Origin of the sequence: Streptomyces sp. SS1-1 (assembly GCF_008973465.1) — a bacterium.
Taxonomy (GTDB): Bacteria; Actinomycetota; Actinomycetes; order Streptomycetales; family Streptomycetaceae; genus Streptomyces.
This window is the reverse complement of the sequence record NZ_WBXN01000004.1, coordinates 2,580,848-2,607,349: the sequence shown is the minus strand read 5'-3', so window position 1 is coordinate 2,607,349 and position 26,502 is coordinate 2,580,848. Positions and strand designations below refer to the sequence as shown.

22 protein-coding genes are annotated in these 26,502 nt (G+C 73.1%); 13 read left to right on the top strand and 9 right to left on the bottom strand.

Annotated features, from left to right (window positions below; all coding sequences use genetic code 11):
* Positions 1–77 precede the first annotated feature (77 nt).
* The 4 genes from F8R89_RS13045 (at position 78) to F8R89_RS13030 (ending at position 3,214) form a co-directional block, all read left to right on the top strand.
* Positions 78–692 (top strand): TetR/AcrR family transcriptional regulator, encoded by a 615-nt coding sequence (locus tag F8R89_RS13045; RefSeq protein ID WP_151784136.1) that lies wholly within the window; start codon positions 78–80, stop codon positions 690–692.
* Between the two features lie 106 nt (positions 693–798).
* Positions 799–1,956, top strand: a complete 1,158-nt coding sequence (locus F8R89_RS13040; RefSeq protein WP_151784135.1) for an acyl-CoA dehydrogenase family protein — start codon at positions 799–801, stop codon at positions 1,954–1,956.
* Positions 1,957–1,991: 35 nt separating this feature from the next.
* Positions 1,992–2,870, top strand: coding sequence for an acyl-CoA thioesterase (locus F8R89_RS13035; protein ID WP_151784134.1), 879 nt, complete (start codon positions 1,992–1,994; stop codon positions 2,868–2,870).
* Positions 2,871–2,956: 86 nt separating this feature from the next.
* Complete coding sequence (locus F8R89_RS13030) at positions 2,957–3,214, top strand: hypothetical protein (protein ID WP_151784133.1); 258 nt, start codon at positions 2,957–2,959, stop codon at positions 3,212–3,214.
* A 67-nt stretch (positions 3,215–3,281) separates the two neighbouring features.
* Here F8R89_RS13030 and F8R89_RS13025 read toward each other — a convergent pair whose 3' ends face one another.
* A complete protein-coding gene (locus F8R89_RS13025) occupies positions 3,282–4,076 on the bottom strand; it encodes a phosphatase (protein ID WP_151784132.1) in 795 nt (264 codons plus the stop codon).
* 62 nt (positions 4,077–4,138) lie between these two features.
* Complete coding sequence (locus F8R89_RS13020; protein ID WP_151784131.1) at positions 4,139–5,620, bottom strand: PucR family transcriptional regulator; 1,482 nt, start codon at positions 5,618–5,620, stop codon at positions 4,139–4,141.
* A gap of 187 nt (positions 5,621–5,807) precedes the next feature.
* Between F8R89_RS13020 and F8R89_RS13015 the strand changes: the two genes are divergently transcribed.
* Genes F8R89_RS13015 through F8R89_RS13005 form a run of 3 tightly spaced genes read left to right on the top strand, consistent with a single transcriptional unit; the run spans position 5,808 to position 10,003 of the window.
* Complete coding sequence (locus F8R89_RS13015; protein ID WP_151784130.1) at positions 5,808–7,277, top strand: sodium:solute symporter; 1,470 nt, start codon at positions 5,808–5,810, stop codon at positions 7,275–7,277.
* A gap of 57 nt (positions 7,278–7,334) precedes the next feature.
* The gene (gene speB / locus F8R89_RS13010; RefSeq protein ID WP_062670203.1) at positions 7,335–8,315 is read left to right on the top strand and encodes an agmatinase; all 981 of its coding nucleotides are present in this window, start codon (positions 7,335–7,337) and stop codon (positions 8,313–8,315) included.
* Positions 8,312–10,003, top strand: coding sequence for a thiamine pyrophosphate-binding protein (locus tag F8R89_RS13005; RefSeq protein WP_151784129.1), 1,692 nt, complete (start codon positions 8,312–8,314; stop codon positions 10,001–10,003). The genes speB and F8R89_RS13005 overlap by 4 nt, the downstream gene beginning before the upstream one ends.
* 24 nt (positions 10,004–10,027) lie before the next feature.
* Here F8R89_RS13005 and F8R89_RS13000 read toward each other — a convergent pair whose 3' ends face one another.
* The gene (locus tag F8R89_RS13000) at positions 10,028–10,834 is read right to left on the bottom strand and encodes an endonuclease I family protein (RefSeq protein WP_151784128.1); all 807 of its coding nucleotides are present in this window, start codon (positions 10,832–10,834) and stop codon (positions 10,028–10,030) included.
* A 211-nt stretch (positions 10,835–11,045) separates the two neighbouring features.
* Between F8R89_RS13000 and F8R89_RS12995 the strand changes: the two genes are divergently transcribed.
* The 3 genes from F8R89_RS12995 to F8R89_RS12985 all read left to right on the top strand — a co-directional run bounded on the left by F8R89_RS12995 (position 11,046) and on the right by F8R89_RS12985 (position 16,234).
* A complete protein-coding gene (locus F8R89_RS12995) occupies positions 11,046–11,924 on the top strand; it encodes a serine hydrolase (protein WP_151784127.1) in 879 nt (292 codons plus the stop codon).
* A gap of 101 nt (positions 11,925–12,025) precedes the next feature.
* A complete protein-coding gene (locus F8R89_RS12990; RefSeq protein ID WP_151784126.1) occupies positions 12,026–15,742 on the top strand; it encodes an ABC transporter ATP-binding protein in 3,717 nt (1,238 codons plus the stop codon).
* A gap of 102 nt (positions 15,743–15,844) precedes the next feature.
* Positions 15,845–16,234, top strand: coding sequence for a hypothetical protein (locus F8R89_RS12985; protein WP_151784125.1), 390 nt, complete (start codon positions 15,845–15,847; stop codon positions 16,232–16,234).
* 19 nt (positions 16,235–16,253) lie between these two features.
* On the opposite strand, the gene F8R89_RS12980 is transcribed toward F8R89_RS12985, so the two are convergent.
* The 5 genes from F8R89_RS12980 to F8R89_RS12960 form a co-directional block, all read right to left on the bottom strand.
* Entirely contained in the window at positions 16,254–16,871 is a 618-nt protein-coding gene (locus F8R89_RS12980) for a hypothetical protein (RefSeq protein WP_151784124.1), read from the bottom strand.
* 137 nt (positions 16,872–17,008) lie between these two features.
* The gene (locus F8R89_RS12975) at positions 17,009–18,844 is read right to left on the bottom strand and encodes a glycoside hydrolase family 3 protein (protein ID WP_192806110.1); all 1,836 of its coding nucleotides are present in this window, start codon (positions 18,842–18,844) and stop codon (positions 17,009–17,011) included.
* A gap of 336 nt (positions 18,845–19,180) precedes the next feature.
* Positions 19,181–20,413: an MFS transporter gene (locus tag F8R89_RS12970; RefSeq protein WP_151784122.1), complete on the bottom strand. Its 1,233-nt coding sequence runs from the start codon at positions 20,411–20,413 to the stop codon at positions 19,181–19,183.
* A gap of 148 nt (positions 20,414–20,561) precedes the next feature.
* Positions 20,562–21,362 (bottom strand): sugar phosphate isomerase/epimerase family protein, encoded by an 801-nt coding sequence (locus tag F8R89_RS12965; protein ID WP_151784121.1) that lies wholly within the window; start codon positions 21,360–21,362, stop codon positions 20,562–20,564.
* 100 nt (positions 21,363–21,462) lie between these two features.
* Positions 21,463–22,509, bottom strand: coding sequence for a LacI family DNA-binding transcriptional regulator (locus tag F8R89_RS12960; protein ID WP_151784120.1), 1,047 nt, complete (start codon positions 22,507–22,509; stop codon positions 21,463–21,465).
* A 304-nt stretch (positions 22,510–22,813) separates the two neighbouring features.
* On the opposite strand from F8R89_RS12960, the gene F8R89_RS12955 reads away from it, so the two are divergent.
* From F8R89_RS12955 to F8R89_RS12945, 3 genes are read left to right on the top strand one after another with little or no spacing between them, the layout of a single operon-like run.
* On the top strand, positions 22,814–23,971 hold the full coding sequence (locus F8R89_RS12955; protein ID WP_151784119.1) for a Gfo/Idh/MocA family protein: 1,158 nt from the start codon (positions 22,814–22,816) through the stop codon (positions 23,969–23,971).
* Positions 23,968–25,125 (top strand): dihydrodipicolinate synthase family protein, encoded by a 1,158-nt coding sequence (locus F8R89_RS12950; RefSeq protein WP_151784118.1) that lies wholly within the window; start codon positions 23,968–23,970, stop codon positions 25,123–25,125. Before F8R89_RS12955 ends, F8R89_RS12950 begins: the two co-directional genes overlap by 4 nt.
* Complete coding sequence (locus F8R89_RS12945; protein WP_151784117.1) at positions 25,122–25,952, top strand: sugar phosphate isomerase/epimerase family protein; 831 nt, start codon at positions 25,122–25,124, stop codon at positions 25,950–25,952. The genes F8R89_RS12950 and F8R89_RS12945 overlap by 4 nt, the downstream gene beginning before the upstream one ends.
* 129 nt (positions 25,953–26,081) lie before the next feature.
* Here F8R89_RS12945 and F8R89_RS12940 read toward each other — a convergent pair whose 3' ends face one another.
* Positions 26,082–26,468 (bottom strand): hypothetical protein, encoded by a 387-nt coding sequence (locus F8R89_RS12940; protein ID WP_151784116.1) that lies wholly within the window; start codon positions 26,466–26,468, stop codon positions 26,082–26,084.
* Between the last annotated feature and the right edge of the window lie 34 nt (positions 26,469–26,502).

Below are 26,502 nucleotides of genomic sequence, written 5' to 3'. Positions count from 1 at the left end.
CCCTCACCTTGTTAATGAGCGTTAACGCATTTCCTTCAGGTTAACGACCGCTAACCTCCCTGTCTAGAATCGTTCCCATGGCCACCAGAACCGACGCCCCCACCCGCCGCGAGCAGATCCTCAAGGAGGCCGCGCGGCTCTTCGCCGAGCGCGGCTTCCACGGCGTCGGTGTCGACGAGATAGGCGCCGCGGTCGGCATCAGCGGCCCCGGCCTGTACCGGCACTTCCCCGGCAAGGACGCGATGCTCGCCGAGCTGCTGGTGGGGATCAGCGGCCGGCTGCTGACGGGCGCGAAGCGGCGTCTGGCGGAGGCGGACGGGGTGCCGGCGGAGGAGGTCCTCGACTCCCTGATCGAGGGCCACATCGACTTCGCCCTCGACGACCGCCCCCTGATCACCCTGCACGACCGTGAGCTGGACCGCCTGCGCGACAGCGACCGCAAGCTCGTGCGCCAGCTCCAGCGGCAGTACGTCGAGCTGTGGGTGGACGTGGTGCGCCGGGTCTACCCAGGGCTCACCGAGCCGGCCGCCCGCTCGGCCGTGCACTCGGTGTTCGGCCTGCTGAACTCCACCCCTCACCTGGGCCGTCCGGGTGCCCTGCCGGGACGCGGGACCACGGCCGGCCTGCTGCACCGGATGGCGCGCGGGGCCTTCGGAGCGGCCGCGGACGGGGCGCGCCCGCCGGGGGAGTGACGAGCGTTACGGTCGTTCCCGGTCGTTCCACCCTGGACGTTCTTCGCTACTCGCCGGTACCTTTGATGAGCAAGCGCTTAGACATGTACCGGTGGAGGTGGACGGCGTGCGCCGTACTGTGTTCAACGAGGACCACGAGGCGTTCCGGGAGACCATCCGCGCCTTCATCGAGGCCGAGGTCGTACCCGTGTACGACGAGTGGTTCGCGGCGGGCCAGGCGCCCCGCGACTTCTACTACAAGCTCGCCGAGCTGGGCGTCTTCGGCATCCGCGTCGACGAGGAGTACGGCGGCGCCGGCATCGACTCGTACAAGTTCGAGGCGATCATGTACGAGGAGACCGCCCGCGCCGGTGTGCAGTTCGGCGGCTCCGGTGTGCACGTGCTGCTCGGCCTGCCGTACCTGAAGATGCTCGCCACCGACGAGCAGAAGAAGCGCTACCTGCCGAAGTTCGTCACCGGCGAGGAGATGTGGGCGCTGGCGATGACCGAGCCGGGCACCGGCTCCGACCTCGCGGGCATGAAGACCACGGCCAAGCTCTCCGAGGACGGCACGCACTACGTCCTCAACGGCGCCAAGACCTTCATCACCGGCGGTGTGCACGCCGACCGGGTGATCGTGTGCGCCCGCACCGCCGCGCCCACCGCCGAGGACCGCCGCCACGGCATCTCCCTGTTCGCCGTGGACACCAAGTCCGAGGGCTACTCCATCGGCCGCAAGCTGGACAAGCTGGGCCTGCGCACCTCCGACACCGCCGAGCTGGCGTTCGTCGACGTCAAGGTGCCCGTCGAGGACCTCCTCGGCGAGGAGAACAAGGGCTTCTACTACCTCGGCCACAACCTCGCCTCGGAGCGCTGGGGCATCGCCTACGGCGCCTACGCCCAGGCCAAGGCCGCCGTCCGGTTCGCCAAGCAGTACGTCCAGGAGCGCACCGTCTTCGGCAAGCCGGTCGCCGCCTTCCAGAACACCAAGTTCGAGCTGGCCGCCTGCCAGGCCGAGGTGGACGCCGCCGAGGCCGTCGCCGACCGCGCGCTGGAGGCCCTGGACGCCGGTGAGCTGACGCCCGCCGAGGCCGCCTCCGCGAAGCTGTTCTGCACCGAGGTCGCCCACCGGGTGATCGACCGCTGCCTCCAGCTGCACGGCGGCTACGGCTTCATGAACGAGTACCCGATCGCGCGTCTGTACGCGGACAACCGCGTCAACCGCATCTACGGCGGGACCAGCGAGATCATGAAGACGATCATCGCGAAGGACATGGGCCTGTAAGGCCCCTGACATTCCCTGCCAGTAGAAAAGGTGCCATGAACGAGGCACTTCAGAGCCTCCTCGATCTGCTCGACCTGGAGCAGATCGAGGTGGACATCTTCCGCGGCCGGTCCCAGTCCGCCGTCGTCCCGCGCGTCTTCGGCGGACAGGTCGCGGCCCAGGCGCTCGTGGCCGCCGGCCGCACGGTGCCCGCGGACCGGCCCGCCCACTCCCTCCACGCGTACTTCCTGCGTATGGGGGACCCGGGCGCGCCCATCGTCTACAACGTCGACCGCATGCGCGACGGGCGTTCCTTCACCACCCGCCGGGTGGTCGCCGTCCAGCACGGCAAGCCGATCTTCGCGCTGTCGGCGTCCTTCCAGGCGTACGAGGAGGGCCTGGACCACCAGGCCCCGATGCCGCCCGCGCCCGACCCGGCGTCGCTGCCCACCTCCGAGGAGCGGCTGCGCGGCTACGGGCACCTCGACCCGGCGGTCGTCGAACGGTTCCTGGAGGCCCGCCGGGCGGTCGATCTGCGCTACGTCGACGAGCCGCCGTACGGCCGCTACGGCGAGCCGCGCGAACCGCACTCCCAGGTGTGGTTCCGCACCAACGGCAAGCTCGCCGACGACCCCTTGCTGCACGTCGTGCTGGCCACGTACGTCTCCGACATGACCCTGCTCGACTCCGTGCTGCTCGCGCACGGGCGGGGCGGCTGGGCCGTCGGCGACGTCGTCGGCGCCTCCCTGGACCACGCCATGTGGTTCCACCGCCCGTTCCGCGCCGACGAATGGCTCCTGTACGACCAGGAGTCCCCGTCCGCCCACGGCGGCCGCGGCCTCGGCCAGGCCCGCATCTACACCCAGGACGGCCGCCTCGCGGTCTCGGTCATCCAGGAGGGCGTGGTCCGCGTCCCGCGCAGCGCCGGCGACTGAATCGCGGGGCCTCCCCCGAGCCGGATACGTGATCTTCGCCTGATGTGGGCAGGGATGCGTCGACGGTCACAGCGACAGGGGGAACCTTGCCCAAAGACGCGAAGGAACTGGTCGACAAGCTGCTGGGCCAGCGGGAAACTCAGAAGAAGAGCAATAAGCCTGGGCCCCATCCCGACGAGATCTCATTGCTCCAGGTCGACGCCCAGCTCGCCCTGGCGAAGAGCAACGTCGAACTCGTCGAGGCGCTGAAGGCGTTCGCCGGTACCGCCGACAAGCACAGCGGAGCGCTCAATAACGCCATCGTCGAGCTGACCGCCAAGGTCGCCGCACTGCGCACACGCTGACGAGGCCGCCGTCACCCGGCCCGTTCGGGGCCGGGTGACGGCGGGAGCCGACCCGGGCGGGCACGCCTCAGGCGTCGGTCAGGCCCGCCTCGGACAGCAGGTACGCCGTCATCGGGTCGTAGTGGCGGGGGCTCGTCACGTGGTCGTCCAGGGGGACCGTGACCTGGAGGGTGCCCTCGGACTCGGCGAGGAACAGGGCCGGGTCGTTGCAGTCGGCGTAGCCGACCGAGTCCACGCCGTGCTGGCCCGCGTAGCCCGCCCAGCCGTGGTCGGCGACCACCAGGTCGGGCAGCGGGCGGCCCTCGCGCTCCAGGCCGGTGAGGATCGCCTTCATCGGGTCGCCGGAGTGCGTGTGCCACAGGGACGCGCCGTGCTCCAGGACGGCGACGTCGGCGAACTGCACGACGTAGCCCTCCTCGGTCTGCAGGCCCTCCGGGATCACGACGATCTCGCAGCCGGCGACGCGCAGCGCGGCGGCCGTCGCGCGGTGGACGTCGAGCAGGCCCCCGGGGTGGCCGGTCGCGAACAGCACCCGCTGCGAGCCGTCGGCCGCCTTGCGCAGCCGGGCCGCCATCCGCTCCAGCGCGGCCACCGTCAGCTCCGGGTCGATGGTGTCCTGGCCGTGCCGGTGCTCGGCGTCGTCGCTCACGCCGACGCGCTCCGCCATCACGGCCAGCACGTCCTGCTCGTCGGTCCAGCGGTCGCCGAGCTCCAGGCCGAGCCAGTAGTGGCGGTTGCCGTTCGCCAGCTGGCGGTAGTGGGAGAGGTTGTTCTCGCGGGGGGTCGCGACGTCGCCCGCGATGCGGGTGCGGACGAGGTGGTCGACGAGCTCGGCGCGGCTGGGTGTCCCGGGTATCGGCATGGTTCCCATTGTGAGGCAGACGACGGTCCGGCAGCCCTGCTCCGGAGCGCGTGCGACGCGGGTCACTGGCCCGAATCGGGCGCTTCGGCATGCCGCAGGGCGAACCACAGCTCCATCCGGACGTCCGCGTCGTCCAGGTCCGCCTCCAGCAGCGCGGCGCACCGGGCGATCCGCTGCCGCACGGTGTTGCGGTGCACGGACAGCGCCACCGCCGTGCGGTCCCAGCTGCCGTGCAGCGACAGCCAGGTGCGCAGGGTGTCCGCGAGGGGACCGGTCAACGGCGCGAGCAGGGCGTGCGCGTGCGCCCGCGCCGCGTCGGCGGACACCAGGTCGGCCAGGGCCGGCCGGTGCGTGCCGTGCCCGGCCAGCGGTGTGCGGGTGGCCCGCGCCCGTGCCAGCGCCCGGGTCGCCTGGGTGTCCGCCACGGGCCACTCCCCGGCCGGCACCGGGGCGCTCACCCCGAGCGTCCAGCCGGGCTGGGCGTCCGGCGGCCGGTCCGCCGGGACGAGGACGCGTACGACGTCCCGCCCCACGTCGACCAGGGGCGAGCCGAGGGCGGCGCCCAGCGCGGACGCGGCCACCGGGTCGCACGGGGGCGTGTCCGGCGCCGCGTGCACCACCAGCCAGGTCTCCGCGCCCAGCAGCGGGGCCACGGTGTGCGGCTCGGCCCCGAGCAGCAGTCGTACCAGCGCGGAGGAGCGGGCCGCCCCCGAGCCGCTCTGGTGCTCACCGGTGAGCAGGGACAGCAGGACGGCGGCGACGGAGGCGACGGTGTGGTCCCCGGACCGGTGCCGGGGCGCGGCCACCCCGAGGACGAAGCCGTGCCCGGCGCCCAGCGCGTAGGCGGCGAGACGGGTGTCGCCCGCCGTGTCGGTGGCGGAGGTGGGCGTGCCGGGCCCCGAGGGCCGTACGACCGCCGCGAGCGCGGCCAGCGCCTGACCGGCCGCCGGGTCCACCGCCCGGCCCGCCGCCGCGACCCGCGTCCCCTCGGGGCCGTACAGGACGGTGTGCCCGCCCACCCGCTGGGCGAGCTGCCGCAGCACCGCCCGCACCGGGTCGGGGCGCGCGGCGGCGGCCGCCAGGCTCTGCTGGGCCTCCGTCACCCGCCGCAGCTCGGCCAGCCGGGCCCGCGCCATGAGCTGCCACACCGCGCGCGCGACCCCGGAGAACGTGGTGCGCGGCGGCACCTCGAGCAGCGGCAGCCCGTGGGCGTCGCACGCCTCGACCAGGGCGCGCGGCACGGTGTCGTGCACGGGCGCGAGCCCGAAGCCGAGGGCGGCGCCGCCGGCCGCGACGATCCGCGCCACGTAGTCGTCGAAGTACGTCCCCGTCCCGGCCGCCTCCGGGACGTGCACGCCCGCCGACAGCAGCAGTTCGCCGCCCAGCAGATAGGGGTACGGGTCGGCCATCTCCGAGGTGTGCGCCCAGTGGATCACCGTGTCCGCGTCCACGGGCCCGGCGATCTGGCGCAGCCCGAGGTCCTCACGGGCCAGGAGCGCCGACAGCGGCACGGGCGGGGTGGGTGGAACCGCGTGGTCCGGCATGGATGGTTCCTCCACTCGCGGCATTCCGAATGGATGAAACGTACACTTCGCAGCCACTTTCCGGCCACCTACTGTCGGTGCAGTCCGGTGGCCGTGGGTACGGGCGGTTGTCCCCGCGGTCCGATGCCGGCGTCCCCACCCCCATCCGCACGACACGCCACCGGGATCAGCGCGAAGGAGGCCCACCATGGCCGTCGACTACACCGTGATCGTCGTCTATCTGGCCGGCATGCTGGCCATGGGCTGGTGGGGCATGCGCCGCGCCAAGTCCAAGAGCGAGTTCCTGGTCGCCGGACGCCGGCTCGGCCCCGCGATGTACTCCGGCACCATGGCGGCGATCGTCCTCGGCGGCGCGTCCACCATCGGCGGCGTCGGCCTCGGCTACCGGTACGGCCTCTCCGGTGCCTGGATGGTCTTCACCATCGGCCTCGGCCTGCTCGCCCTCTCCGTGTTCTTCTCCGCGCGGATCGCCCGGCTGAAGGTCTACACCGTCTCCGAGATGCTGGACCTGCGCTACGGCGGCCGGGCCGGCGTCATCTCCGGTGTCGTCATGTGGGCGTACACCCTGATGCTCGCGGTCACCTCGACCATCGCCTACGCCACGATCTTCGACGTGCTGTTCGACATGAACCGCACCCTCGCGATCGTCCTCGGCGGCTCCATCGTCGTCGCCTACTCGACGCTCGGCGGCATGTGGTCGATCACCCTCACCGACATGGTGCAGTTCGTCGTCAAGACGATCGGCGTGCTCCTGCTCCTGCTGCCCATCGCGGTCGTCAAGGCCGGCGGGTTCGCGGAGATGAAGGCGAAGCTGCCGACCGGATACTTCGACCCGCTGGGCATCGGCGGCGAGACGATCTTCACCTACGTCCTGATCTACACCTTCGGCATGCTCATCGGCCAGGACATCTGGCAGCGCGTGTTCACCGCCCGCAGCGACACCACCGCCAGGTGGGGCGGCACCGTCGCCGGCACCTACTGCCTGGCCTACGCCGTCGCCGGCGCGGTCATCGGCACGGCGGCCAAGGTGCTGTACCCGGACCTCGCGAGCGCCGACGACGCCTTCGCGACCATCGTCAAGGACGAACTGCCCATGGGTGTGCGCGGCCTGGTGCTGGCCGCCGCCCTCGCCGCCGTGATGTCGACCTCCTCCGGCGCGCTCATCGCCTGCGCGACCGTCGCCAACAACGACATCTGGTCGCGGCTGCGCGGGGTGGTCCGCCCGGACGGCGAGGCGCACGACGAGGTGAAGGGCAACCGGGCCTTCATCCTGCTGATGGGCGTCGCCGTGATCGGCACGGCCATCGCGCTGAACAACGTCGTCGAGGCCCTGACGGTCGCCTACAACCTGCTCGTCGGCGGGCTGCTCGTGCCGATCCTCGGCGGGCTGCTGTGGCGCCGCGGGACCGCGCAGGGCGCGCTCGCCTCGGTCGTCGTCGGCGGTGTCGCGGTGATCACGCTGATGGCCACGCACGGCATCCTCGCCAACGAGCCCGTCTACTACGGCCTGCTGTCCTCCCTCGCCGCGTACGTCGCCGTCTCCCTGCTGACGAAGCCCACCGACGAGGCCGTCCTCGCCGTCTGGCGCGAGCGCCTGGCCGGACGGAACCCCCAGGACCCCGAACGCGCGTCCGAACCGGTGCCGACCGGCCAGTAGAGTCATAGGCATATAACCCGCATACGCCATGAAGCGTAGGAAAGAAGGCATTTCCCCATGACCAGCAACGAGACGCCCCGCGGCCCCGTCGACTCCTCCCGCGTCCCGCGGTACGCGGGCCCCGCGACCTTCGCCCGGCTCCCGCGCCTCGACGAGGTCGGCCGCGCCGATGTCGCCGTGGTCGGCGTGCCGTTCGACTCGGGCGTCTCGTACCGGCCGGGCGCCCGCTTCGGCGGCAACGCCATCCGTGAGGCGTCCCGGCTGCTGCGCCCCTACAACCCCGCGCAGGACGCCTCCCCGTTCGCCCTCGCGCAGGTCGCTGACGGCGGCGACATCGCCGTGAACCCGTTCAACATCAACGAGGCCGTCGACACCATCGAGGCCGCCGCCGACGACCTGCTCGGCACCGGCGCCCGCCTGATGACCCTGGGCGGCGACCACACCATCGCCCTGCCGCTGCTCAGGTCCGTCGCCAAGAAGCACGGCCCGGTCGCCCTGCTCCACTTCGACGCGCACCTCGACACCTGGGACACCTACTTCGGCGCCGAGTACACCCACGGCACCCCGTTCCGCCGGGCCGTCGAGGAGGGCATCCTCGACACCTCCGCCCTCTCCCACGTCGGCACCCGCGGCCCGCTCTACGGCAAGCAGGACCTCACCGACGACGAGAAGATGGGCTTCGGCATCGTCACCTCCGCCGACGTCTACCGCCGGGGCGCCGACGAGGTCGCCGACCAGCTCCGCCAGCGCATCGGCGACCGCCCGCTCTACATCTCCATCGACATCGACTGCCTCGACCCGGCCCACGCGCCCGGCACCGGCACCCCCGAGGCGGGCGGCATGACCTCCCGCGAACTGCTGGAGATCCTGCGCGGCCTCGCCTCCTGCAACCTCGTCTCGGCCGACGTCGTCGAGGTGGCGCCCGCGTACGATCACGCGGAGATCACGTCGGTGGCCGCGTCCCACACGGCGTACGAACTGACCACGATCATGTCGCGCCAGATCGCGGCGGCGCGCGAGGAGGACGAGGGCAAGTGACCCACGACCACGACCTGGTACTCCGTCCGACGCGGGAGCAGATCACCGCCGCCCTGAATCCGCCGGCCGGCCGCAACGGCGGAGACCTGGTCGTGGAGACGCTGGCCGGGCTCGGCGCGACGACCGTGTTCGGGCTGCCCGGCCAGCACGCCCTCGGCATGTTCGACGCGCTGCGCCGCAGCGCCCTGCGCTACATCGGGCTGCGCGTGGAGAACAACGCCGGGTTCGCCGCCGACGCCTACGGCCGGATCACCGGCGAGGCGGCCCCGCTGCTGCTGTCCACGGGACCGGGCGCGCTGACCTCGCTGGCCGCGCTCCAGGAGGCCGCGGCCGCCTCGGCGCCGGTGCTCGCGATCAGCAGCCAGATCCCGACGGCGGGCCTCGGCGGTGGCCGGCACGGCTATCTGCACGAACTCCCCGACCAGGCGGCCTCGTTCCGGGGTGTCGTGAAGTCGGTCCACACCGTGCGCACCCAGTCCCAGATCCCGTCCGCGATCGAGGCGGCCTGGAAGTCGGCGCTCACCGCCCCGCACGGCCCGGTGTGGGTGGAGATCCCGCAGGACGTCCTGCTCGCCGCGACCTCGATCCCGGTCGTCACCGGCGGCGACGCCTTCCCCGAGGACCTGGTGCCGCGCCCGGAGCTGACGGCGGTGGCGGCCCACCTGCTGTCCCACGCCGAGCGCCCGGCGATCATCGCGGGCGGCGGAGTGGTCCGCGCGGACGCCTCGAAGAAGCTGCTCCAGCTGGCGGAGACCCTTCAGGCACCGGTGGTCACCACGCCCGGCGGCAAGGGCGCGTTCCCCTGGGAGCACCCGCTGTCGCTCCAGTCGTGGACCGAGGACCGGCACACCACCGACTTCCTGGAGGACGCCGACGTCCTGCTGGTGGTCGGCTCCGGCCTCGGTGAACTCTCCTCGAACTACCACACGTTCAGGCCACGCGGCCGGGTCGTGCAGATCGAGGCCGACCTCGGCAAGCTGGAGTCCAACCATCCCGCGCTGGGCATCCACGCCGACGCCCGCCTGGCGTTGCAGGCGCTCCTGGAGACCGTGTCCGAGCGCCACGACGAGAGCGCCCCCGAGCGGGTGCGCGAGGTGCTGGCCAAGGTGGCCGCCCGGATCGCCGCCCAGGACCTCACCCTGGAGCAGGAGGTGCTGGCGTCCGTGCGCCGGGCCCTGCCCGCCGGGTCCCCGTCCTTCTGGGACATGACGATCCTGGCGTACTGGGCCTGGTCGGCGTTCGACGCCAAGGGCCCCAACCGGATGCACTCCGCGCAGGGCGCGGGCGGTCTCGGCTACGGCTTCCCGGCGGCGCTCGGCGCGGCGGCCGCCGACCCGACCCGCCCGGTGCTCGCGGTGTCCGGCGACGGCGGCGCCCTCTACTCGATCGCCGAGCTCGCCACGGCCCGGCAATATGGGCTCGACGTCACCTGGCTGATCGTCGACGACGGCGGCTACGGCATCCTGCGCGAGTACATGACGGACGCCTTCGGCGAGGCCACGGCGACCGAACTGACGCGTCCGGACTATGTGGCGCTCGCCGAGTCGTTCGGCGTCCCCGGGGTCAGGACCACGCCCGAGGCCCTGGAGGCGGACCTGGCCAAGGCCCTGTCCGAGCCCGGCCCCTCGGTGGTCGTGCTCCCGGCGGTGCTGCGCATGTTCGCGCCGACCCACCTCGGGACGGAGTGATCCGAGGGGCCGCAGGCCGGGGGGCTACCAGATCGACTCGACCCACTCCGGGTGGTCGATGAACGGGTTGCGGTTGCCCTGGTACGACGCGTATATGACGTCGTTGCGGCGCTTCTCGGCGCTGTCCGGCGGGTCCTCGTCGTTCCACTGCTTCAGGACCGACAGGCGCCCGTGGTACGGGACGCTGCCGTTGATGGAGTCGTTGGCCTCCAGGTCGGGCCGGCCGTCGTCGCCCTCGTAGCGGACGGCCATGTAGAGGACCATCCGGGCCACGTCGCCCTTGACGGCGTCGCGGGGTTCAAAGGAGTCCGAGTCGGTCAGGCTGCCACCGGAGTTGGTGAAGCTGCTGCCGCCGTTGTCGAAGTCCTTGTTGCCGCGGATGGAGTTGACCTGGACGTCCTCGGCGCGCAGGTGGTGCAGGTCGGTGCCGGGTCCGGCCGAGGTGCCGAAGTCGCCGTGGGACTGCGCCCAGACGTGCTCGCGGTTCCAGTTGCCGGTGTTGCCGCCGTTCAGCGACTTGCTGCGGGAGATGCCGCTGTAGAGCAGCTTGACGTTGTTGCTGTTGGCCGGGTCCTGGTCGGTGACCTTCAGGGCGTCCCAGACGGCCGAGTAGGACAGCTTCGTCTGCTTGCTGATGATCCCGTGGAGGGCGCTCTTCAGCGCGGGCCCGGTCTTGCCGAGGGCGGCGGAGTAGTACGTGTCGTCGTACGCCGTGGTGGTCGCGGCGGCCGGGGCGGCGGTCAGCGCCGGGGCGGTGAGCCCGGCCAGGAGGGCGGCCGTGGTCAGGGCCACGGACGTCCAGCGCCGGGGGCGTGGGGATGTCGCCGGCATGGGGGGTCTCCTCTCGCGTGTCTACGCGGGTTGAGCGAAGGCGGCATCCGGAGCGTGACATGGGCATGTAGGCGTGTCGAGATCCGTCGTGTGTCCATCAGGTGAAGGAGTGGCGCAATCCGGCGGATAATCAGGCGAGTTGAGGCTCCGGGGCGCCAACTCGGGGTCGTATCCGTACAACCATTCGCACGCCCTCGTCGGTCAACCAGCCATGACTCACGGGACAGCGAGCGAGAACTCCACGGGCGCGGCCAGACGCGCGCGAGCGGTCGTCGCGGCGGGCCTGGGCGCCGGCCTCGTCATAGCACCCCTCGCCACCGCCGCACCGGCCGCGGCGGCGACCCCCACCGTCAGCTGCACCTCGGCCACGTCGGGGCTCGCGGCCAAGCTGAAGCGGGACATCACCGCCGCCCTGGCCAACCGCAAGGGCACCGTCGCGGTCGGCCTCTACGACCGCTCCACGAAGACCACCTGTACGCTCCGCGCGACCAGCGCCTACGACTCGGCCAGCGTCGTCAAGGTCACCGTCCTGGCCACGCTGCTCTGGGACGCCAAGAAGCACAACCGGTACCTCACCGACCGCGAGGCGTCCCTCACCAAGGCCATGATCACCAAGTCGGACAACGCGGCGACCACCACCCTGTGGAAGCAGCTCGGCATGACGAAGATCAAGAACTTCCTCAAGGCCGCCGCCATGACGAAGACCGTCCCCGACGCGAACGGCCACTGGGGGCTGACCCAGATCAACGTCACCGACGAGCAGAAGCTCCTCAAGCTCGTCACCGCCAAGAACTCCGTGCTCAGCGACAACTCCCGCGCCTACATCCTCAAGCTCATGGGCCAGGTCGTCTCCTCGCAGCGCTGGGGCACCCCCTACGGCGTGCCGTCCGGCGTCTCCGTGGCCGTCAAGAACGGCTGGCTGCAGCGCGCCACCCACGGCTGGCGGGTGCACAGCGTCGGCGCCTTCAAGGGCGGCGGCCACGACTACATGATCACGGTGCTCAGCCACGGCAACAGCACCATGAACTACGGCATCGCCACCATCCAGGCCGTCGCCAAGGCCGTCCACAAGGACCTCAAGGCGAGCTGACCGCCCCGCCGCGCCCCCGCCGGATTGTTGCGGCGGGATGAAATCCGAGCTCACCGGCGTTGGTGCCTTCCGGTAGACCAGGACCAACGGGAGGCACGGGCGTGGCAGCGCAGCCAGGATGGGCACGACGACTGTGGGGCTACGCCTGGCGCTACCCGAAGGACGTGATCCTCGCCCTCGGCTCCTCCCTCGGCGGCATGGCCGTCATGGCGCTCGTCCCGCTGATCACCAAGGTGATCATCGACGACGTGATCGGCGGCGAGCGCAGCATGGCCGTCTGGGCCGGGCTGCTGATCGCCGCCGCCGTCGCCGTCTACGTCCTCACCTTCGTCCGGCGCTACTACGGCGGCCGGGTCGCCCTCGACGTCCAGCACGACCTGCGCACCGAGATGTTCCGGACGATCACCCGGCTCGACGGGCGCAAACAGGACGAGCTGTCCACCGGCCAGGTCGTCGGCCGCGCCACCAGCGACCTCCAGCTGATCCAGGGCCTGCTCTTCATGCTCCCGATGACCATCGGGAACTTCATGCTCTTCCTGATCTCGCTGGGCATCATGACCTGGCTGTCGCCGCCGCTGACCCTGGTCGCCCTCGCGGTCGCCCCCGCCCTGTGGTGGATCGCCCGGCGCAGCCGCAGCAGACTCCACCCCTCCACCTGGTACGCGCAGGCCCAGGCCGCGGCCGTCGCGGGCGTCGTCGACGGCGCGGTCAGCGGCGTGCGCGTGGTGAAGGGCTTCGGGCAGGAGGAGCAGGAGACCGGCAAGCTCCGCGAGGTCGGCCGCCGGCTCTACGCGGGGCGGCTGCGCACCATCAGGTTCAACGCCAAGTACACCCCCGCCCTCCAGGCCGTCCCGGCGCTCGGCCAGGTCGCCATGCTCGCCCTCGGCGGCTGGCTGGCGGTCCGCGGGCACATCACGCTCGGCACCTTCGTCGCCTTCTCCACCTACCTCGCTCAGCTGGTCGGCCCGGTCCGCATGCTCGCCATGGTCCTCACCGTGGCCCAGCAGGCCCGCGCGAGCAGCGAACGCGTCCTGGAGCTGATCGACACCGAGCCCTCGATCCAGGACGGCACCCGGACCCTCCCGGCCGACGCCCCCGCCACGGTCGAGTTCGACGACGTCTCCTTCGGCTACGACGAGGAGCGCCCCGTCCTCGACGGGCTCAGCCTGGAGATCCGCGCCGGCGAGACCCTCGCCGTGGTCGGCGCCTCCGGCTCCGGCAAGTCCACCGTCTCCCTGCTCCTCCCGCGCTTCTACGACGTCACCCGCGGCGCCGTCCTCGTCGGCGGCCACGACGTGCGCGAGCTGACCCTGGACTCGCTGCGGGCCGCGATCGGCCTCGTCCCCGAGGACTCGTTCCTCTTCTCCGACACCGTCCGCGCCAACATCGCCTACGGCCGCCCCGACGCCACCGACGAGCAGATCGAGGCCGCCGCCCGCGCCGCCCAGGCCGACCGCTTCATCGCCGACCTCCCCGAGGGGTACGGCACCAAGGTCGGCGAGCACGGCCTGACCCTCTCCGGCGGCCAGCGCCAGCGGATCGCGCTGGCCCGCGCGATCCTCACCGACCCCCGCCTCCTCGTCCTCGACGACGCCACCTCGGCGGTGGACGCCCGCGTCGAGCACGAGATCCACGAGGCGCTCAAGCACGTCATGGAGGGCCGTACGACCCTCCTCATCGCCCACCGCCGCTCCACCCTCGGCCTCGCCGACCGCATCGCGGTCCTGGACGCCGGCCGGCTCGCCGACGTCGGCACCCACGAGGAGCTCCAGGAACGCTCCGCCCTCTACCGGCGGCTGCTCACCGACCCCGACGAGCTCGGCGGGGTCTCGCCCGGCCACACCCAGCCGCCCTGCCCCCAGGAGGACACCTCCGTCCGGGACGAGCTGGACGCCGAGTTCGACGCCGAGCGCGGGGTCACCCCCCGGCTGTGGACCGGCGACCGCGAGCCCAAGGACCTCGCGCTCGCCCAGTCCCCGGCCACCCCGGAACTGCTCGCCCAGGTCGAGGCGCTGCCCCCGGCGCTCGACGTCCCCGACGTCGACGAGGCGAGCGCGGTCCGGCCCGAGCGGTCGTACGGGCTGCGGCGGCTGCTGCGGGGCTTCGGGCGCCCGCTGCTGATCAGCCTCGCCCTGGTCGCCGTCGACGCGGGCATGGGCCTGCTGCTGCCGATCCTGATCCGGCACGGCATCGACGAGGGCGTCGGCCAGGCCGCGCTGGGCGCGGTGTGGGCGGCGTCCCTGCTCGGGCTGCTCGCGGTCGGCGCCCAGTGGGCCGCGCAGATCGGCGAGACCCGGATGACCGGGCGGACCGGCGAGCGGGTGCTGTACGCGCTGCGGCTGAAGATCTTCGCCCAGCTCCAGCGGCTCGGCCTGGACTACTACGAGCGCGAGCTGACCGGCCGGATCATGACCCGGATGACCACGGACGTGGACGCGCTGTCCACGTTCCTGCAGACCGGCCTGGTCACCGCGTTCGTCTCGGTCGTCACCTTCTTCGGCATCATGGGCGCCCTGCTGGTGCTCGACGTGCAGCTGGCGTTCGTCGTCTTCGCGACCCTGCCGCCGCTGATCGTCGCCACGTACTTCTTCCGCAGGGCGAGCGTGAAGGCGTACGAGCTGGCCCGTGAGCGGGTGTCGGTGGTCAACGCCGACCTCCAGGAGTCGGTCGCGGGTCTGCGGATCGTGCAGGCGTTCCGGCGCGAGCGCGACGGCGGCGCCCGGTTCGCGGAGCGCAGCGACAGCTACCGCCAGGCCCGGATCCGGGGCCAGTGGCTGATCTCGATCTACTTCCCGTTCGTGCAGTTCCTGGCGTCGGCGGCGGCCGCGGCCGTGCTGATCGTGGGCGGGGTGCGCATCGACGCGGCCACGCTGACGACCGGCGCGCTCGTGGCGTACCTGCTCTACATCGACCTGTTCTTCGCGCCGGTCCAGCAGCTCTCCCAGGTCTTCGACGGCTACCAGCAGGCCACGGTGTCGCTCGGCCGTATCCAGGAGCTGCTGCGCGAGCCGACGTCGACCCGGGCCGCCGAGAAGCCGCGCGAGGTGCGGGAGCTGCGGGGCGAGATCGCCTTCGAGGGCGTGCGCTTCGCCTACGGCGACGACGAGGAGGCGCTGACCGGCATCGACCTGCGCATCCCCGCCGGGCAGACCGTCGCGTTCGTCGGCGAGACCGGCGCCGGCAAGTCCACCCTGGTCAAGCTGGTCGCCCGATTCTACGACCCGAGCGAGGGCCGCGTCACCGTCGACGGCACCGACGTACGGGACCTGGACCTGACGTCGTACCGGCACCGGCTCGGGGTCGTGCCGCAGGAGGCGTACCTCTTCCCCGGCACCGTCCGCGACGCCATCGCCTACGGGCGCCCCGACGCCACCGACGCCGAGGTCGAGGCGGCGGCACGGGCGGTGGGCGCGCACGAGATGATCGCGACGCTCGACGGCGGCTACCTCCACGAGGTCGCCGAGCGCGGCCGCAACCTCTCCGCCGGGCAGCGCCAGTTGATCGCGCTGGCCCGCGCCGAACTGGTCGACCCGGACGTGCTGCTCCTCGACGAGGCGACGGCCGCCCTGGACCTGGCCACGGAGGCGCAGGTCAACCAGGCCACGGACCGGCTCGCGGGCCGCCGTACGACCCTGGTGGTGGCCCACCGGCTGACGACGGCCGCGCGGGCCGACCGGGTGGTGCTCATGGACCACGGCCGGGTCGCCGAGGACGGCACGCACGAGGAACTGCTCGCGCGCGACAGGCGGTACGCCGAGCTGTGGCGGACCTTCCTCGGGCAGGCCGAGCCGGAGGAGCCGGTCCGCGTGGGCCGCTGAGCCGGTCCCGCGCCCGCGTGACGGCCGTGCAACCATCCGGCATACGCCAGGCGTCCGTACACCAGTACGCTCATCGCCGGTGTGTACGGGGAGGACTTGACAGTGGACAAGGGTGGGATACGCCGACGACTGGCCGTCTGCCTGGCGCTGATGACCGCGTCCGGGCTGCTCGCGATCGCCGCTCCGGCACAGGCGCACGCCGCGCCGAGCCGCTGCGAGGGACGCAAAGTCAGGACGTACCCGTTCTCCACCGGGACGCTGTACGTGTACAGGAAGAACGGCTACGTCTGCGCGATCACGCTGCCGAAGAACCCCGGGCGCAAGCAGCCCATGATGGTCAGCGTGCGGGCCTACCGGGCCAACCCGGTCACGGACGAGGGCCGGTACACCCGCCGGGCCGGACCGGTCACCGTCCACGCCGGGCACCGCTGTGTGTGGGTCAAGGGCAAGGTGGGGAGCGGCTCGGTGAGCAAGGGCTGGATCCTGTGCTGACCCGCGGCGCGGGCCGCCGTCACAGCCGCCGGGCGCAGCCGACCGGCTTCTCGCCGCCCACCTTCACATAGAGGGCGGTCGACGAGGGGCACTGGGACCGCCGGTCCACCGTGCGCGTCACCTTGAAGCCCGGCTCGTGCTCGCCCGTTCCGTCGCAGGCCGTCTCCCGGACCTGCCCGTCGCCCGAGCCGTAGACGCAGTCGCCGACGATCGTGCGGGGGCCGCCCCCGCCTCCGGGATCGCCGGGATGCGGCGGGGTGAGGTTGCGCATACAGGCGTAGCCCTGCGGGACCGCCCCGTCGCCGTCCTCGTCGGAGGTCCGGTCCTGGGCGCTGATGTGCAGGACGAAGTCCGTGGTCCCCGGGCACGGCGGGCCGTCGCGGACCGTGCCGTCGTGCCGGGCCACGACCCGCGCGGCCGCCCGCTCGCTCGTGCACGGCACCTCGGTGAAGCTGGTCCGGCCGAACGAGCTGCACTCGTCCACCGCGAGGAACACCGCGCCGTGCCCGCCGGGCGCCGGCGCGGTGGCGCTCGTGCCCGGCGGGCCGTCCTGCGGGGACGGCGCCGGTCCCTGGCACCCCGTCAGCAGCGCGGCGAGCACCGCGCACACGGCCGCCCCACCTCGTCCTCCACGCATCGCACCCCCCGGTACCCCCGGTCCAGCGTGACCCGCGACCACGGGAACACGCCAGACATACGGGGTCCTTTGCGCCGGTCGGTGACGAGAGCGCCCGTTGTGTGACGTACAGGCGCTACGTCCGATGCGTCAGGAGGTCAATGCCCGCGGTACGACAGCCCGTGGCCGACCGGGAACAGCACCTGGGCCGGGTCGTCCGCGCGCTGCACCGGCACCGGCAGCCTGCCCTGCGGGGCCACCCGCCCGGCGATCACCCGGGCCGCGGCCCGCAGCTCGACGTCCGTCCAGGAGTAGGCGGCCAGGAAGGCCTTCACCCCCGGCAGATGGGCCACGTCGTACGGGTTGCGGACGGCGACCGCGACGACCGGCTTCCCGGTGGCGAGCAGTTGTTCGACGAGTGTCTTCTGCGTACTGGACGCCGTGACGTTGTACGTGCCGACCACCACCGCGTCCGCCTCGCGCGCCGCCTCGACGGCCCGCGCGATCGTCGCCGCGGACGGTGCCGTGCCGGTCGACAGGGCGGTCGCCGTGAAGCCCAGTTCGGTCAGGGCCTGCGCGAGCACACCGGTCGGCGGGCCCGTCGTGCCGGACGGGGAGGCCGGGTCGGCGCCGACGACCAGCACCTTGCGGTGGGACCGGCGCGACAGCGGCAGCAGCGACCCCTCGTTGACCAGCAGGGTCGTGGTGCGCTCGGCGATCCGGTCGGCGGCCTTGCGATGGGCGGGCGTGCCCACGGAGCGGTCCACGCCCGCCTGGCTGACGTACGGGTCGTCCAGCAGCCCGAGCTTCGCCTTCAGGCGCAGGATGCGCAGGATCGATTCGTCGAGCCGTGCCTCGGTCAGCTCGCCGTCCCGCACGGCCTTCAGGACCGCGTTCCACGCCACGTCCAGGTCCGGCGGGTTCAGCAGCTGGTCCACGCCCGCCTTCAGCGCGAGCACCGGGACCCGGTCGTCGCCGTACTTGGTGCGGACGCCCTCCATGCCGAGCGAGTCCGTCACCACCAGTCCGTCGTAGCCGAGTTCCCCGCGCAGGATGCCGGTGAGGATCGGGTGGGAGAGCGTCGCCGGGTCGCCGGAGTCGTCGAGGGCCGGGACCATGAGGTGCGCGGTCATGATCGAGTCGATGCCGGCGCGGACGGCGGCCCGGAACGGCGGCGCGTCCAGCCTCTCCCACTCCTCCCGGCTGTGCGTGATGACCGGGAAGCCGGTGTGGCTGTCGGTGGCGGTGTCGCCGTGGCCGGGGAAGTGCTTGGCGGTCGCCGCGACCTGACGCGCCTGCTGGTACCCGGCGACCTCGGCGGCGACCAGGCCGGCCACCGCGTCCGGCTCGGAGCCGAAGGAGCGCACGCCGATGACCGGGTTCGCCGCGTTGACGTTGACGTCGGCGACGGGGGAGTAGTTCTGCCGGATGCCCAGCGCCCGCAGCTCCTCACCGGCGAGCCGGCCGAGGGTGCGGGCGTCGGAGCGGGAGCCGCCGGCGCCGACGGCCATGGCGCCGGGGAAGAGCGTGGCCGGTTCCCCGACCCGGCACACGATGCCGTGCTCCTGGTCGGTGGAGATGAGCACGGGCAGACCGCGCGGCTGGGCGAGCGACGCCTTCTGGATGCCGTTCGACAGCGCGGCGATCTGGTGCGGGTCGCGGGTGTTGTGCGCCCAGGTGAAGTAGATGATGCCGCCCACCCGGTACTTGGCGAGCAGCTCGGCGGCCGTGCGGACGCCGAGCTCCTGGAGGTTGGCGTCGATGTCCGCCTGGTCCGGGTCGGTCGCGGAGTGGCCGTAGACCCGCATGACGAAGAGCTGCCCGACCTTCTCGGGCAGCGTCATCCGATCGATGAGGGCGCGCAGCCGCCGGTCGTCGTGCGGGGCGGCGTGCGCGGTGCCGCCGAGGGCCAGGGCGCCGGTGATGCCGGCGGTGGCCGCCAATACCAGGCGTCTCGAAGGCGATGCGGTGCTTCCCGTGCTGGTGTCGGGCACGTGCGCTCCTTCCGGAGGTGGCGCGGTGAAGGAAACTTCCAAGGAGTCACCAATATCCGGGAAGTTTCTGCCAGTCAAGGGAATGGACCGTAATCGAAGAGGGGCCGCCATCGGCGCAGTTGGAGGGGGGCGCGCCGATGACGGCGTGCTGCCGGCCGCGGCACGGCTGGAGAGGGTGGTCAGCGATCGCAGCCAGCAGCGAGGCCGACACCGCGCCACGGTGACTCTTCCGGCAGCCTGCCCTTTGGACGACGGGCGAACGGGCTGGGTTCCCGGGAACGGGCCCCGTCCGCGAAGTCGGGACACGGGGGACGGATGGGGCCGACGGGGCGGCCCTCAGTCCTCGGAGCGGACGCCGTCCCGGAGTTCCGGCGTGCTCGCCCCGACGTACGTCACCGCGAGCACGCACAGCAGACCGCCGAGGACGAGGGCGGTCGCCCCGGACGTCCAGCCGGCGACCAGGCCGCCGCGCAGATTGCCGAGGTGCGGGCCGCCCTGGCCGACGACCTGCTCGGCGGCCGTGACCCGGCCCAGCAGGGCGTCCGGGGTCCGGGTCTGGACGATCGTGACGCGGGAGACCACCGACAGGGAGTCGGCGCCGCCCGCCACCACCAGCAGCCCGAGCCCCGTCCACGGATCGCCCACCAGGCCGAACAGGGTCAGCGCCACACCCCAGGTGCCGGCCCCGCACAGCATCACCAGACCGGGGCGGCCCAGCCGGGTGACCGGACCCGACAGCGCCGTCGCCGTGACCCCGCCGACCGCCAGGGCCGACATGAACAGGCCGAGCGTGCGCGGATCGCCGCCGAAACGCTCCTCGTTGACGAGCGGGAAGAGGCTGACCGGCATCGCCAGCACCGTGGCCGCCAGGTCGGTGATCAACGCGCCGCGCACCACGCGGTTCCCGGCCAGGAAGCGCAGACCGTCCAGGACGCCGTGCACCCCGGCCCGCGACGGCTCGCCCTCGGGCGGCAGCGCGGGCAGCCCGAAGGCGCCGTAGAAGGCGAACAGGAAGGTCAGGGCGTCGATCAGATAGCAGGCGCCGACGCCGAGCCAGCCGAGGAACAGACCGCCCACCGCCGGGCCCAGCAGCATCATCGACTGGCCGGCCACCTGGTTGAGGGCGAGGCCCGCCGCCACCTGCTCCTTCGGCAGCAGCCGCGGCACGAACACCCCCGCCGCCGGGCCGCCGATCGCCGCGAAGCAGGAACCGGCGGCCACGAGCACGAGGACCCCGATCACCGGGACATGACCGGTGAAGCCCTGCACCGCCAGCAGCAGCGCGCAGACCGCCTGGCCGACGGTGGCCGTCAGATAGATCCGGCGCCGGTCGCCCCGGTCCACCCACGAGCCCGCGAGCAGCCCCACGACGACCATGGGCACGGCCTGCGCGAGACCGACCGCGCCGCTCCAGACGGCGCTGTGCGTCATGTCCCAGACCTGGTAGAGCACGGTCACCATGGTCATGAAGCCGCCGAGCATGGACACCGTCCGCCCGATCAGCAGCCGCCGGAAGACGGGGGAGGCGCGCAGCGGCCCCACGTCGATCAGGGCACGCGTGAGGCTCATGACGGCAGGGCGGAGTGGGGGGCGGGCTCAGGCACGAGGGGGTACGTTATAGCGCCCCGCAGCCGCCGGCCACCGAATTACGGGCCGGGCGCCCGGCCCGCCCGGCCGCACCTCCGCGGGGCCCGGCGCCCGGCCCGCCGCCGCGCGGCTACGCGGACTCGTTCAGCAGCCGCGACAGATGGTCGCGGCCCGTGTCGAGCAGGCCTTCCAGCGGGGCGGCGTCCTCGTGCCACCGCTTCTCGTACTCCCAGCACAGCCAGCCGTCCCAGCCGTGCCGGGACAGGACCTCCACGCACTCGGCGAGCGGCAGCACGCCGGCGCCGAGCGGCAGCGGAGCCGTGTCGTCGGTGGCCGCGATGTCCTTGACCTGCACGTACCCCAGATGGGGCGCGAGGGCCGCGTAGCTCTCGGCGGGCTGCTCACCGGCCAGCCAGGTGTGCATGACGTCCCACACCGCGCCCACGTTGCGGTGCCCGACCAGACCCAGCACCCGCATCGCGTCGGCGGCCGCCCGGTGCGAGTCGTGCGTCTCCAGCAGGACCCGCACCCCGCTGTCCGCGGCGTACTCCGCCGCCGTGCCGAGCCGCCGCGCGGCGATCGCGTCCGTCGCCTCGGAGGTCTGCTCCGGGTCGGCGCCGGGGAAGACCCGCACATAGGGCGCGCCGATGTCGTGGGCGAGGTCCACGAGCGTGCGGACCTCCTCGATGACCGGCCCGTCGTCCCCGGGCGCCGCGACCCGCGTGTACCCGGCGACGGCCAGCGGCTCCACGCCGGCCGTCTTGAACTCGGCGGCCACGTCCGCCCGTTCACCGGGGCCGAGACCAGGATGCACCGGCTCCTCGGGGTGGGCGCGCAGCTCCACGCCGTGGTAGCCGTGCGCGCTCGCGAGCCGCAGCACGTCGGGCAGGGGGAGACCGGGGACGCCGAGGGTGGAGAACGCCAGCTTCATGTACCTCACCTTGCCAGGGAAACGACGTCCACACCTCCGGGCCGGACCCGCGCCGCGCCGGGGCGCCGGCGGGGTGCGGGGGCGGGGCGGGGGTGCCGCCTCAGCCCCGGGGCACTCCGGAGGACCCCCGCACCATCAGCTCCCCGCGGATCGCCGCCAGGTCGCCCGGGGGCGGCTCCTCACGGCCCATGGCGATCCGGCCCGCGCGGGCGCCCGCGTCGGCGAGCGGCAGGCGGACCGTGGTGAGGGAGGGCACCGCGTCGATGCCGAACGGCAGGTCGTCGAAGCCGGCCACCGACACGTCGTCCGGGACGCGCAGGCCGGCCTCGCGCAGGGCCGCGCAGGCGCCCAGCGCGACGGAGTCGTTCGCGGCGACCACGGCCGTCAGGGACGGGTCGCGGCGCAGCAGTTCCAGCGTCGCCTCGTAGCCCGAGCGCCGGTCGTAGCGGCCGTGCACGATCAGGCGGTCGTCCCCCGGTATGCCCTGCGCCTCCAGCGCGGCCCGGTGGCCCTCCAGCCGGTGCCGGGTGGTCGTGCGCTCCAGGGGTCCCGCGATGTATCCGAGCCGCCGGTGCCCGAGGCCTATCAGATGCTCGGTCAGCTCACGGGCGCCCCCGCGGTTGTCGAAGGCCAGCGCGATCGCGCCGGTGTCCGGCGCGGGCGGCCGCCCGCACAGCACCACCCGGGTCCCGGCGTCCGACAGCCGGCGCAGCTTCGCCGCGACGGCCTCCGCGTGCGGCGCGCTCTCCACGGCACCGCCGGTCAGCACCACCGCGGCGGCCCGCTGCCGCTGCAGCAGGGTGAGGTACGTCAGTTCGCGCTCCGGCGACCCGCCCGTGTTGCAGACGACGGCCAGACGTTCGCCGCCCGCCCGGCCGCCGGGGCCCCCGATCTCCGACTGGATCGCGCTGGCCATGATCCCGAAGAACGGGTCGGCGATGTCGTGGACGAGGATGCCGACCAGGTCGGAGGTGGCGGCGGCCAGCGAGCTGGCGGGGCCGTTCAGCACGTAGTCCAGCTCGTCCACCGCGCGCAGCACCCGCTCGCGGGTGGAGGCGGCGACGGGATAGTTGCCGTTCAGCACGCGCGACACCGTCGCGGGCGAGACCTGGGCGCGGGCCGCCACGTCCGCCAGGGTCACCGTCATCTCGTCGTCCTCCGGTCGAGCATGTCGTGGAACCCCCCATGGGCCGCCCGTGTCCGGGCCGCCCCCTCGTAGACAGGCCGATCGCGGCCGCGGTTCCGTGTGTATGTCGAGCAGACCTTAAGGCCAACCAGCCCTGTTGTTCGTCCCCTCGAACAACTCAACCCCGTCACGGTCTTGTCTCCGCCCCTGCCCACGGCTAGCTTCCCCCTGCGGAAAGCGCTTGCCGTGACGCTGCGCGAGAGAGGGCGTACGCGGTGCGCGCACCCGCGCCGACGCGGCGCACGGCACCTACGGAGGGGACGACGTGACACGCAGGACGGTGCGTATCGCCATGAACGGGGTGACCGGGCGCATGGGCCACCACCAGCACCTGGTCCGCTCGATCCTGGCCCTCCGCGAACAGGGCGGCCTCGACCTGGGCGACGGCACCGTGCTGTGGCCGGAACCGGTCCTGGTCGGCCGCCGCGAACACGCCCTGAAGACCCTCGCCGATCAGCACGGACTGGACCCGGCGCACCTCTCCACCGACCTCGACGCGGTCCTCGCCGACCCCACCGTCGACATCTACTTCGACGCCCAGGTGACGGCCGCCCGCGAGGCGGCCCTGCGCCGGGCGATCGCCGCGGGCAAGCACGTCTACACCGAGAAGCCCACGGCCACCGGGCTCGCGGGCGCCCTGGAGCTCGCCCGGCTCGCGACCGCCGCCGGCGTCCGGCACGGCGTCGTCCAGGACAAACTGTTCCTGCCGGGCCTGCGCAAGCTCAAGCGCCTGATCGACGGCGGCTTCCTCGGCCGGATCCTGTCCGTGCGCGGCGAGTTCGGCTACTGGGTCTTCGAGGGCGACTGGCAGGAGGCCCAGCGCCCGTCCTGGAACTACCGCGCCGAGGACGGCGGCGGCATCGTCGCCGACATGTTCCCGCACTGGGAGTACGTGCTGCACGAGCTGTTCGGCCGGGTCACGAGCGTCCAGGCCCTCGCCGTCACCCACGTCCCACGGCGCTGGGACGAGAACGGCACGCCGTACGACGCCACCGCCGACGACGCGGCCTACGGCGTGTTCGAGGTCGAGGGCGGCGTCGTCGCCCAGATCAACTCCAGCTGGACCGTGCGCGTCCACCGGGACGAACTCGTCGAGTTCCAGGTCGACGGCACCGAGGGCTCGGCCGTCGCCGGACTGCGCCGCTGCCGCGTCCAGCACCGCGGCACCACCCCCAGGCCCGTCTGGAACCCGGACCTCCCGGCCGCGTACTCGTTCCGGGACCAGTGGCAGGAGGTCCCCGACAACGAGGAGTTCGACAACGGCTTCAAGGCCCAGTGGGAGCTGTTCCTGAGGCACGTGTACGCCGGTGCCCCCTACTCCTGGGACCTGCTGGCCGGCGCCCGCGGCGTCCAGCTCGCCGAACTGGGCCTGAGGTCCTCGGCCGAGGGCCGCCGTCTCGACGTACCGGAGGTCACGCTGTGACCCTCCACCTGCCCGGCGCGCACGGCACCCTGCGCGCCTACGAGCCCCGCACCGAGCCGCTCGCCCTCACCCCGGGCGCCCCCTCCCTCTCCCGTACGGTCTTCGCCGCCGCCCACGTCGTCGCCGACCCGTACGCCGACACCGCCCCCGGCTCCCCGGCCGCCGTCGACTGGGACGCCACCCTCGCCTTCCGCCGGCACCTGTGGTCCCACGGGCTCGGTGTCGCCGAGGCCATGGACACCGCCCAGCGCGGGATGGGCCTGGACTGGGCGGGCGCGGCCGAACTGATCCGGCGCGGCGCCGCCGAGGCGCGGGCGGCCGGCGGCCGGATCGCCTGCGGGGCGGGCACCGACCAGCTCACCGGTGGCCCGGCGACCCTCGCCGAGGTCCGCGCCGCGTACGAGGAACAGCTCGCGCTCGTCGAGGAGTCCGGCGCCCAGGCGATCCTGATGGCGTCCCGCGCCCTCGCCGCCATCGCCCGCGGCCCCGAGGACTACCTGGACGTCTACGGCCATCTGCTCCGCCAGGCCGCCGACCCGGTGATCCTGCACTGGCTCGGCCCGATGTTCGACCCGGCCCTGGAGGGCTACTGGGGCGCGGCGGACCTCGACGCGGCCACCGACACCGTGCTGCGCTTGATCGCCGCCCACCCCGGCAAAGTCGACGGCATCAAGGTCTCCCTGCTGGACGCCCGGCGCGAGATCGCGCTGCGCCGCCGCCTCCCGGAGGGCGTCCGCTGCTACACGGGCGACGACTTCCACTACCCCGAGCTGATCGCGGGCGACGGCCACGGCTTCAGCCACGCCCTGCTCGGCGTCCTCGACCCGCTCGGACCACTGGCCGCCGAGGCGCTCCGCGTCCTCGACACCGGCGACCGCGACGGCTTCCGCGCCCTCCTCGACCCGACCGTCGAACTGGCCCGCCACCTCTTCCAGGCACCCACCCGCTTCTACAAGACCGGCGTGGTGTTCCTGGCGTGGCTGGCCGGCCACCAGTCCCACTTCACGATGGTCGGCGGCCTGCAGTCCGCCCGCTCCCTGCCCCACCTCGCCCGCGCCTACGAACTCGCCGACCGCCTCGGCCTGTTCCCCGACCCGAAGCGGGCCGAGGACCGGATGAGGACCCTGCTGGCCCTGTACGGAGTGACGCCGTGAGCGACCTGACCCGCTTCAGCGTCAACCAGATGACCGTCAAGCAGCTCCCGCTCCCCGAGCTGGTCGCCGCCTGCCGCGACCTCGGCGTCCCGGCGGTCGGCCTGTGGCGCGAACCGGTCCAGGAGTACGGCGTGGAGGCGGCCGCCAAGCTCGTCCGGGACGCCGGCCTGACGGTCACGACGCTCTGCAGGGGCGGCTTCCTCACGGCGACCGACCCGGCCGGGCGGGCCCGGGCCCTGGACGACAACCGGCGGGCCGTCGAGGAGGCGGCCACCCTCGGCACGGACGTCCTGGTGCTGGTCTCCGGCGGCCTGCCCGCCGGCTCCCGCGACCTGCCGGGCGCACGGGAGCGGATCGCCGACGCCCTGGCCGAACTCGGACCGTACGCCGAGGCGCACGGCGTGAAGCTGGCCGTCGAACCGCTGCACCCGATGTTCGCCGCCGACCGCTGTGTCGTCTCCACCCTGTCCCAGGCCCTGGACCTCGCCGAACGCTTCCCGGCCCGGCAGGTCGGCGTCACCGTGGACACGTACCACGTCTGGTGGGACGAGGCCGCGCCCGCGCAGCTCGCCCGGGCGGGCGCGGGCGGCCGCATCCACGCCTTCCAGCTCGCCGACTGGACCACCCCGCTGCCCGCCGGCGCCCTGACCGGCCGGGGCCAGCTCGGCGACGGCGCGGTGGACCTGCGCCACTGGCGCGAACTGGCGGATGCGGCCGGCTACACGGGCCCCATCGAGGTGGAGCTGTTCAACGACGCCCTGTGGACCCGCGACGGCCGGGAGGTACTGGCGGAGACGGCGAACCGCTTCATCCGGCACGCGCTCTGAGCGGCGCCCGCTTGCTCTGGGGCGCCGGCACCGCCGCCGGCCCGGTTCACCCGCCACGCCGTCCGAGACACACGTCCACCCGTGGCGTCGGCACCAGCTCTCCGGCACCGGCGTCGCGGGGCCGCGGCCTCAGTGCCCGGTCGCCCGGTGGTCCAGTGCCGTCAGGACCGCCGGGACCACCGCGTTCACCGTCCGGGCCACGGCCGGCCGGGGCAGCCCCGTCCTGGCGGCCACCTCGGTGGTCAGCGGGCCCGCCTCCTCGGCGAGCAGGCCGGCCATCAGACCGCCGGTCGCGGGACCGCCCACGGTGGCCACACCGAGCAGCGGGGCGGCGGGCGGGATGGCGACCGTCTCCGCCTCCCCGGACAGCGCCGCCACGGTCGTGCAGATCACCTGCCGCGCCCCGGTCTCGTCCGTGCCCAGCAGCAGCGCGATGTCCCCGACCGCCTCGTCGCCGAGCTCGTCGAGCACGTCGTCCTGGAGGGACACGAGGGGATTCTCGTCCAGCTCCTGCATACCCCAAACGCTACGTCCGCCCAGGTGGAACGGC

Excerpts from the sequence above, each read along its gene's own strand:
- F8R89_RS13045 (WP_151784136.1), top strand. The coding sequence starts at position 78 with ATGGCCACCAGAACCGACGCCCCCACCCGCCGCGAGCAGATCCTCAAG.
- F8R89_RS13035 (WP_151784134.1), top strand. The coding sequence starts at position 1,992 with ATGAACGAGGCACTTCAGAGCCTCCTCGATCTGCTCGACCTGGAGCAG.
- F8R89_RS13025 (WP_151784132.1), bottom strand. The coding sequence starts at position 4,076 with ATGCCGATACCCGGGACACCCAGCCGCGCCGAGCTCGTCGACCACCTC.
- F8R89_RS13020 (WP_151784131.1), bottom strand. The coding sequence starts at position 5,620 with ATGCCGGACCACGCGGTTCCACCCACCCCGCCCGTGCCGCTGTCGGCG.
- F8R89_RS13015 (WP_151784130.1), top strand. The coding sequence starts at position 5,808 with ATGGCCGTCGACTACACCGTGATCGTCGTCTATCTGGCCGGCATGCTG.
- speB (WP_062670203.1), top strand. The coding sequence starts at position 7,335 with ATGACCAGCAACGAGACGCCCCGCGGCCCCGTCGACTCCTCCCGCGTC.
- F8R89_RS13000 (WP_151784128.1), bottom strand. The coding sequence starts at position 10,834 with ATGCCGGCGACATCCCCACGCCCCCGGCGCTGGACGTCCGTGGCCCTG.
- F8R89_RS12995 (WP_151784127.1), top strand. The coding sequence starts at position 11,046 with ATGACTCACGGGACAGCGAGCGAGAACTCCACGGGCGCGGCCAGACGC.
- F8R89_RS12980 (WP_151784124.1), bottom strand. The coding sequence starts at position 16,871 with ATGCGTGGAGGACGAGGTGGGGCGGCCGTGTGCGCGGTGCTCGCCGCG.
- F8R89_RS12970 (WP_151784122.1), bottom strand. The coding sequence starts at position 20,413 with ATGAGCCTCACGCGTGCCCTGATCGACGTGGGGCCGCTGCGCGCCTCC.
- F8R89_RS12965 (WP_151784121.1), bottom strand. The coding sequence starts at position 21,362 with ATGAAGCTGGCGTTCTCCACCCTCGGCGTCCCCGGTCTCCCCCTGCCC.
- F8R89_RS12960 (WP_151784120.1), bottom strand. The coding sequence starts at position 22,509 with ATGACGGTGACCCTGGCGGACGTGGCGGCCCGCGCCCAGGTCTCGCCC.
- F8R89_RS12940 (WP_151784116.1), bottom strand. The coding sequence starts at position 26,468 with ATGCAGGAGCTGGACGAGAATCCCCTCGTGTCCCTCCAGGACGACGTG.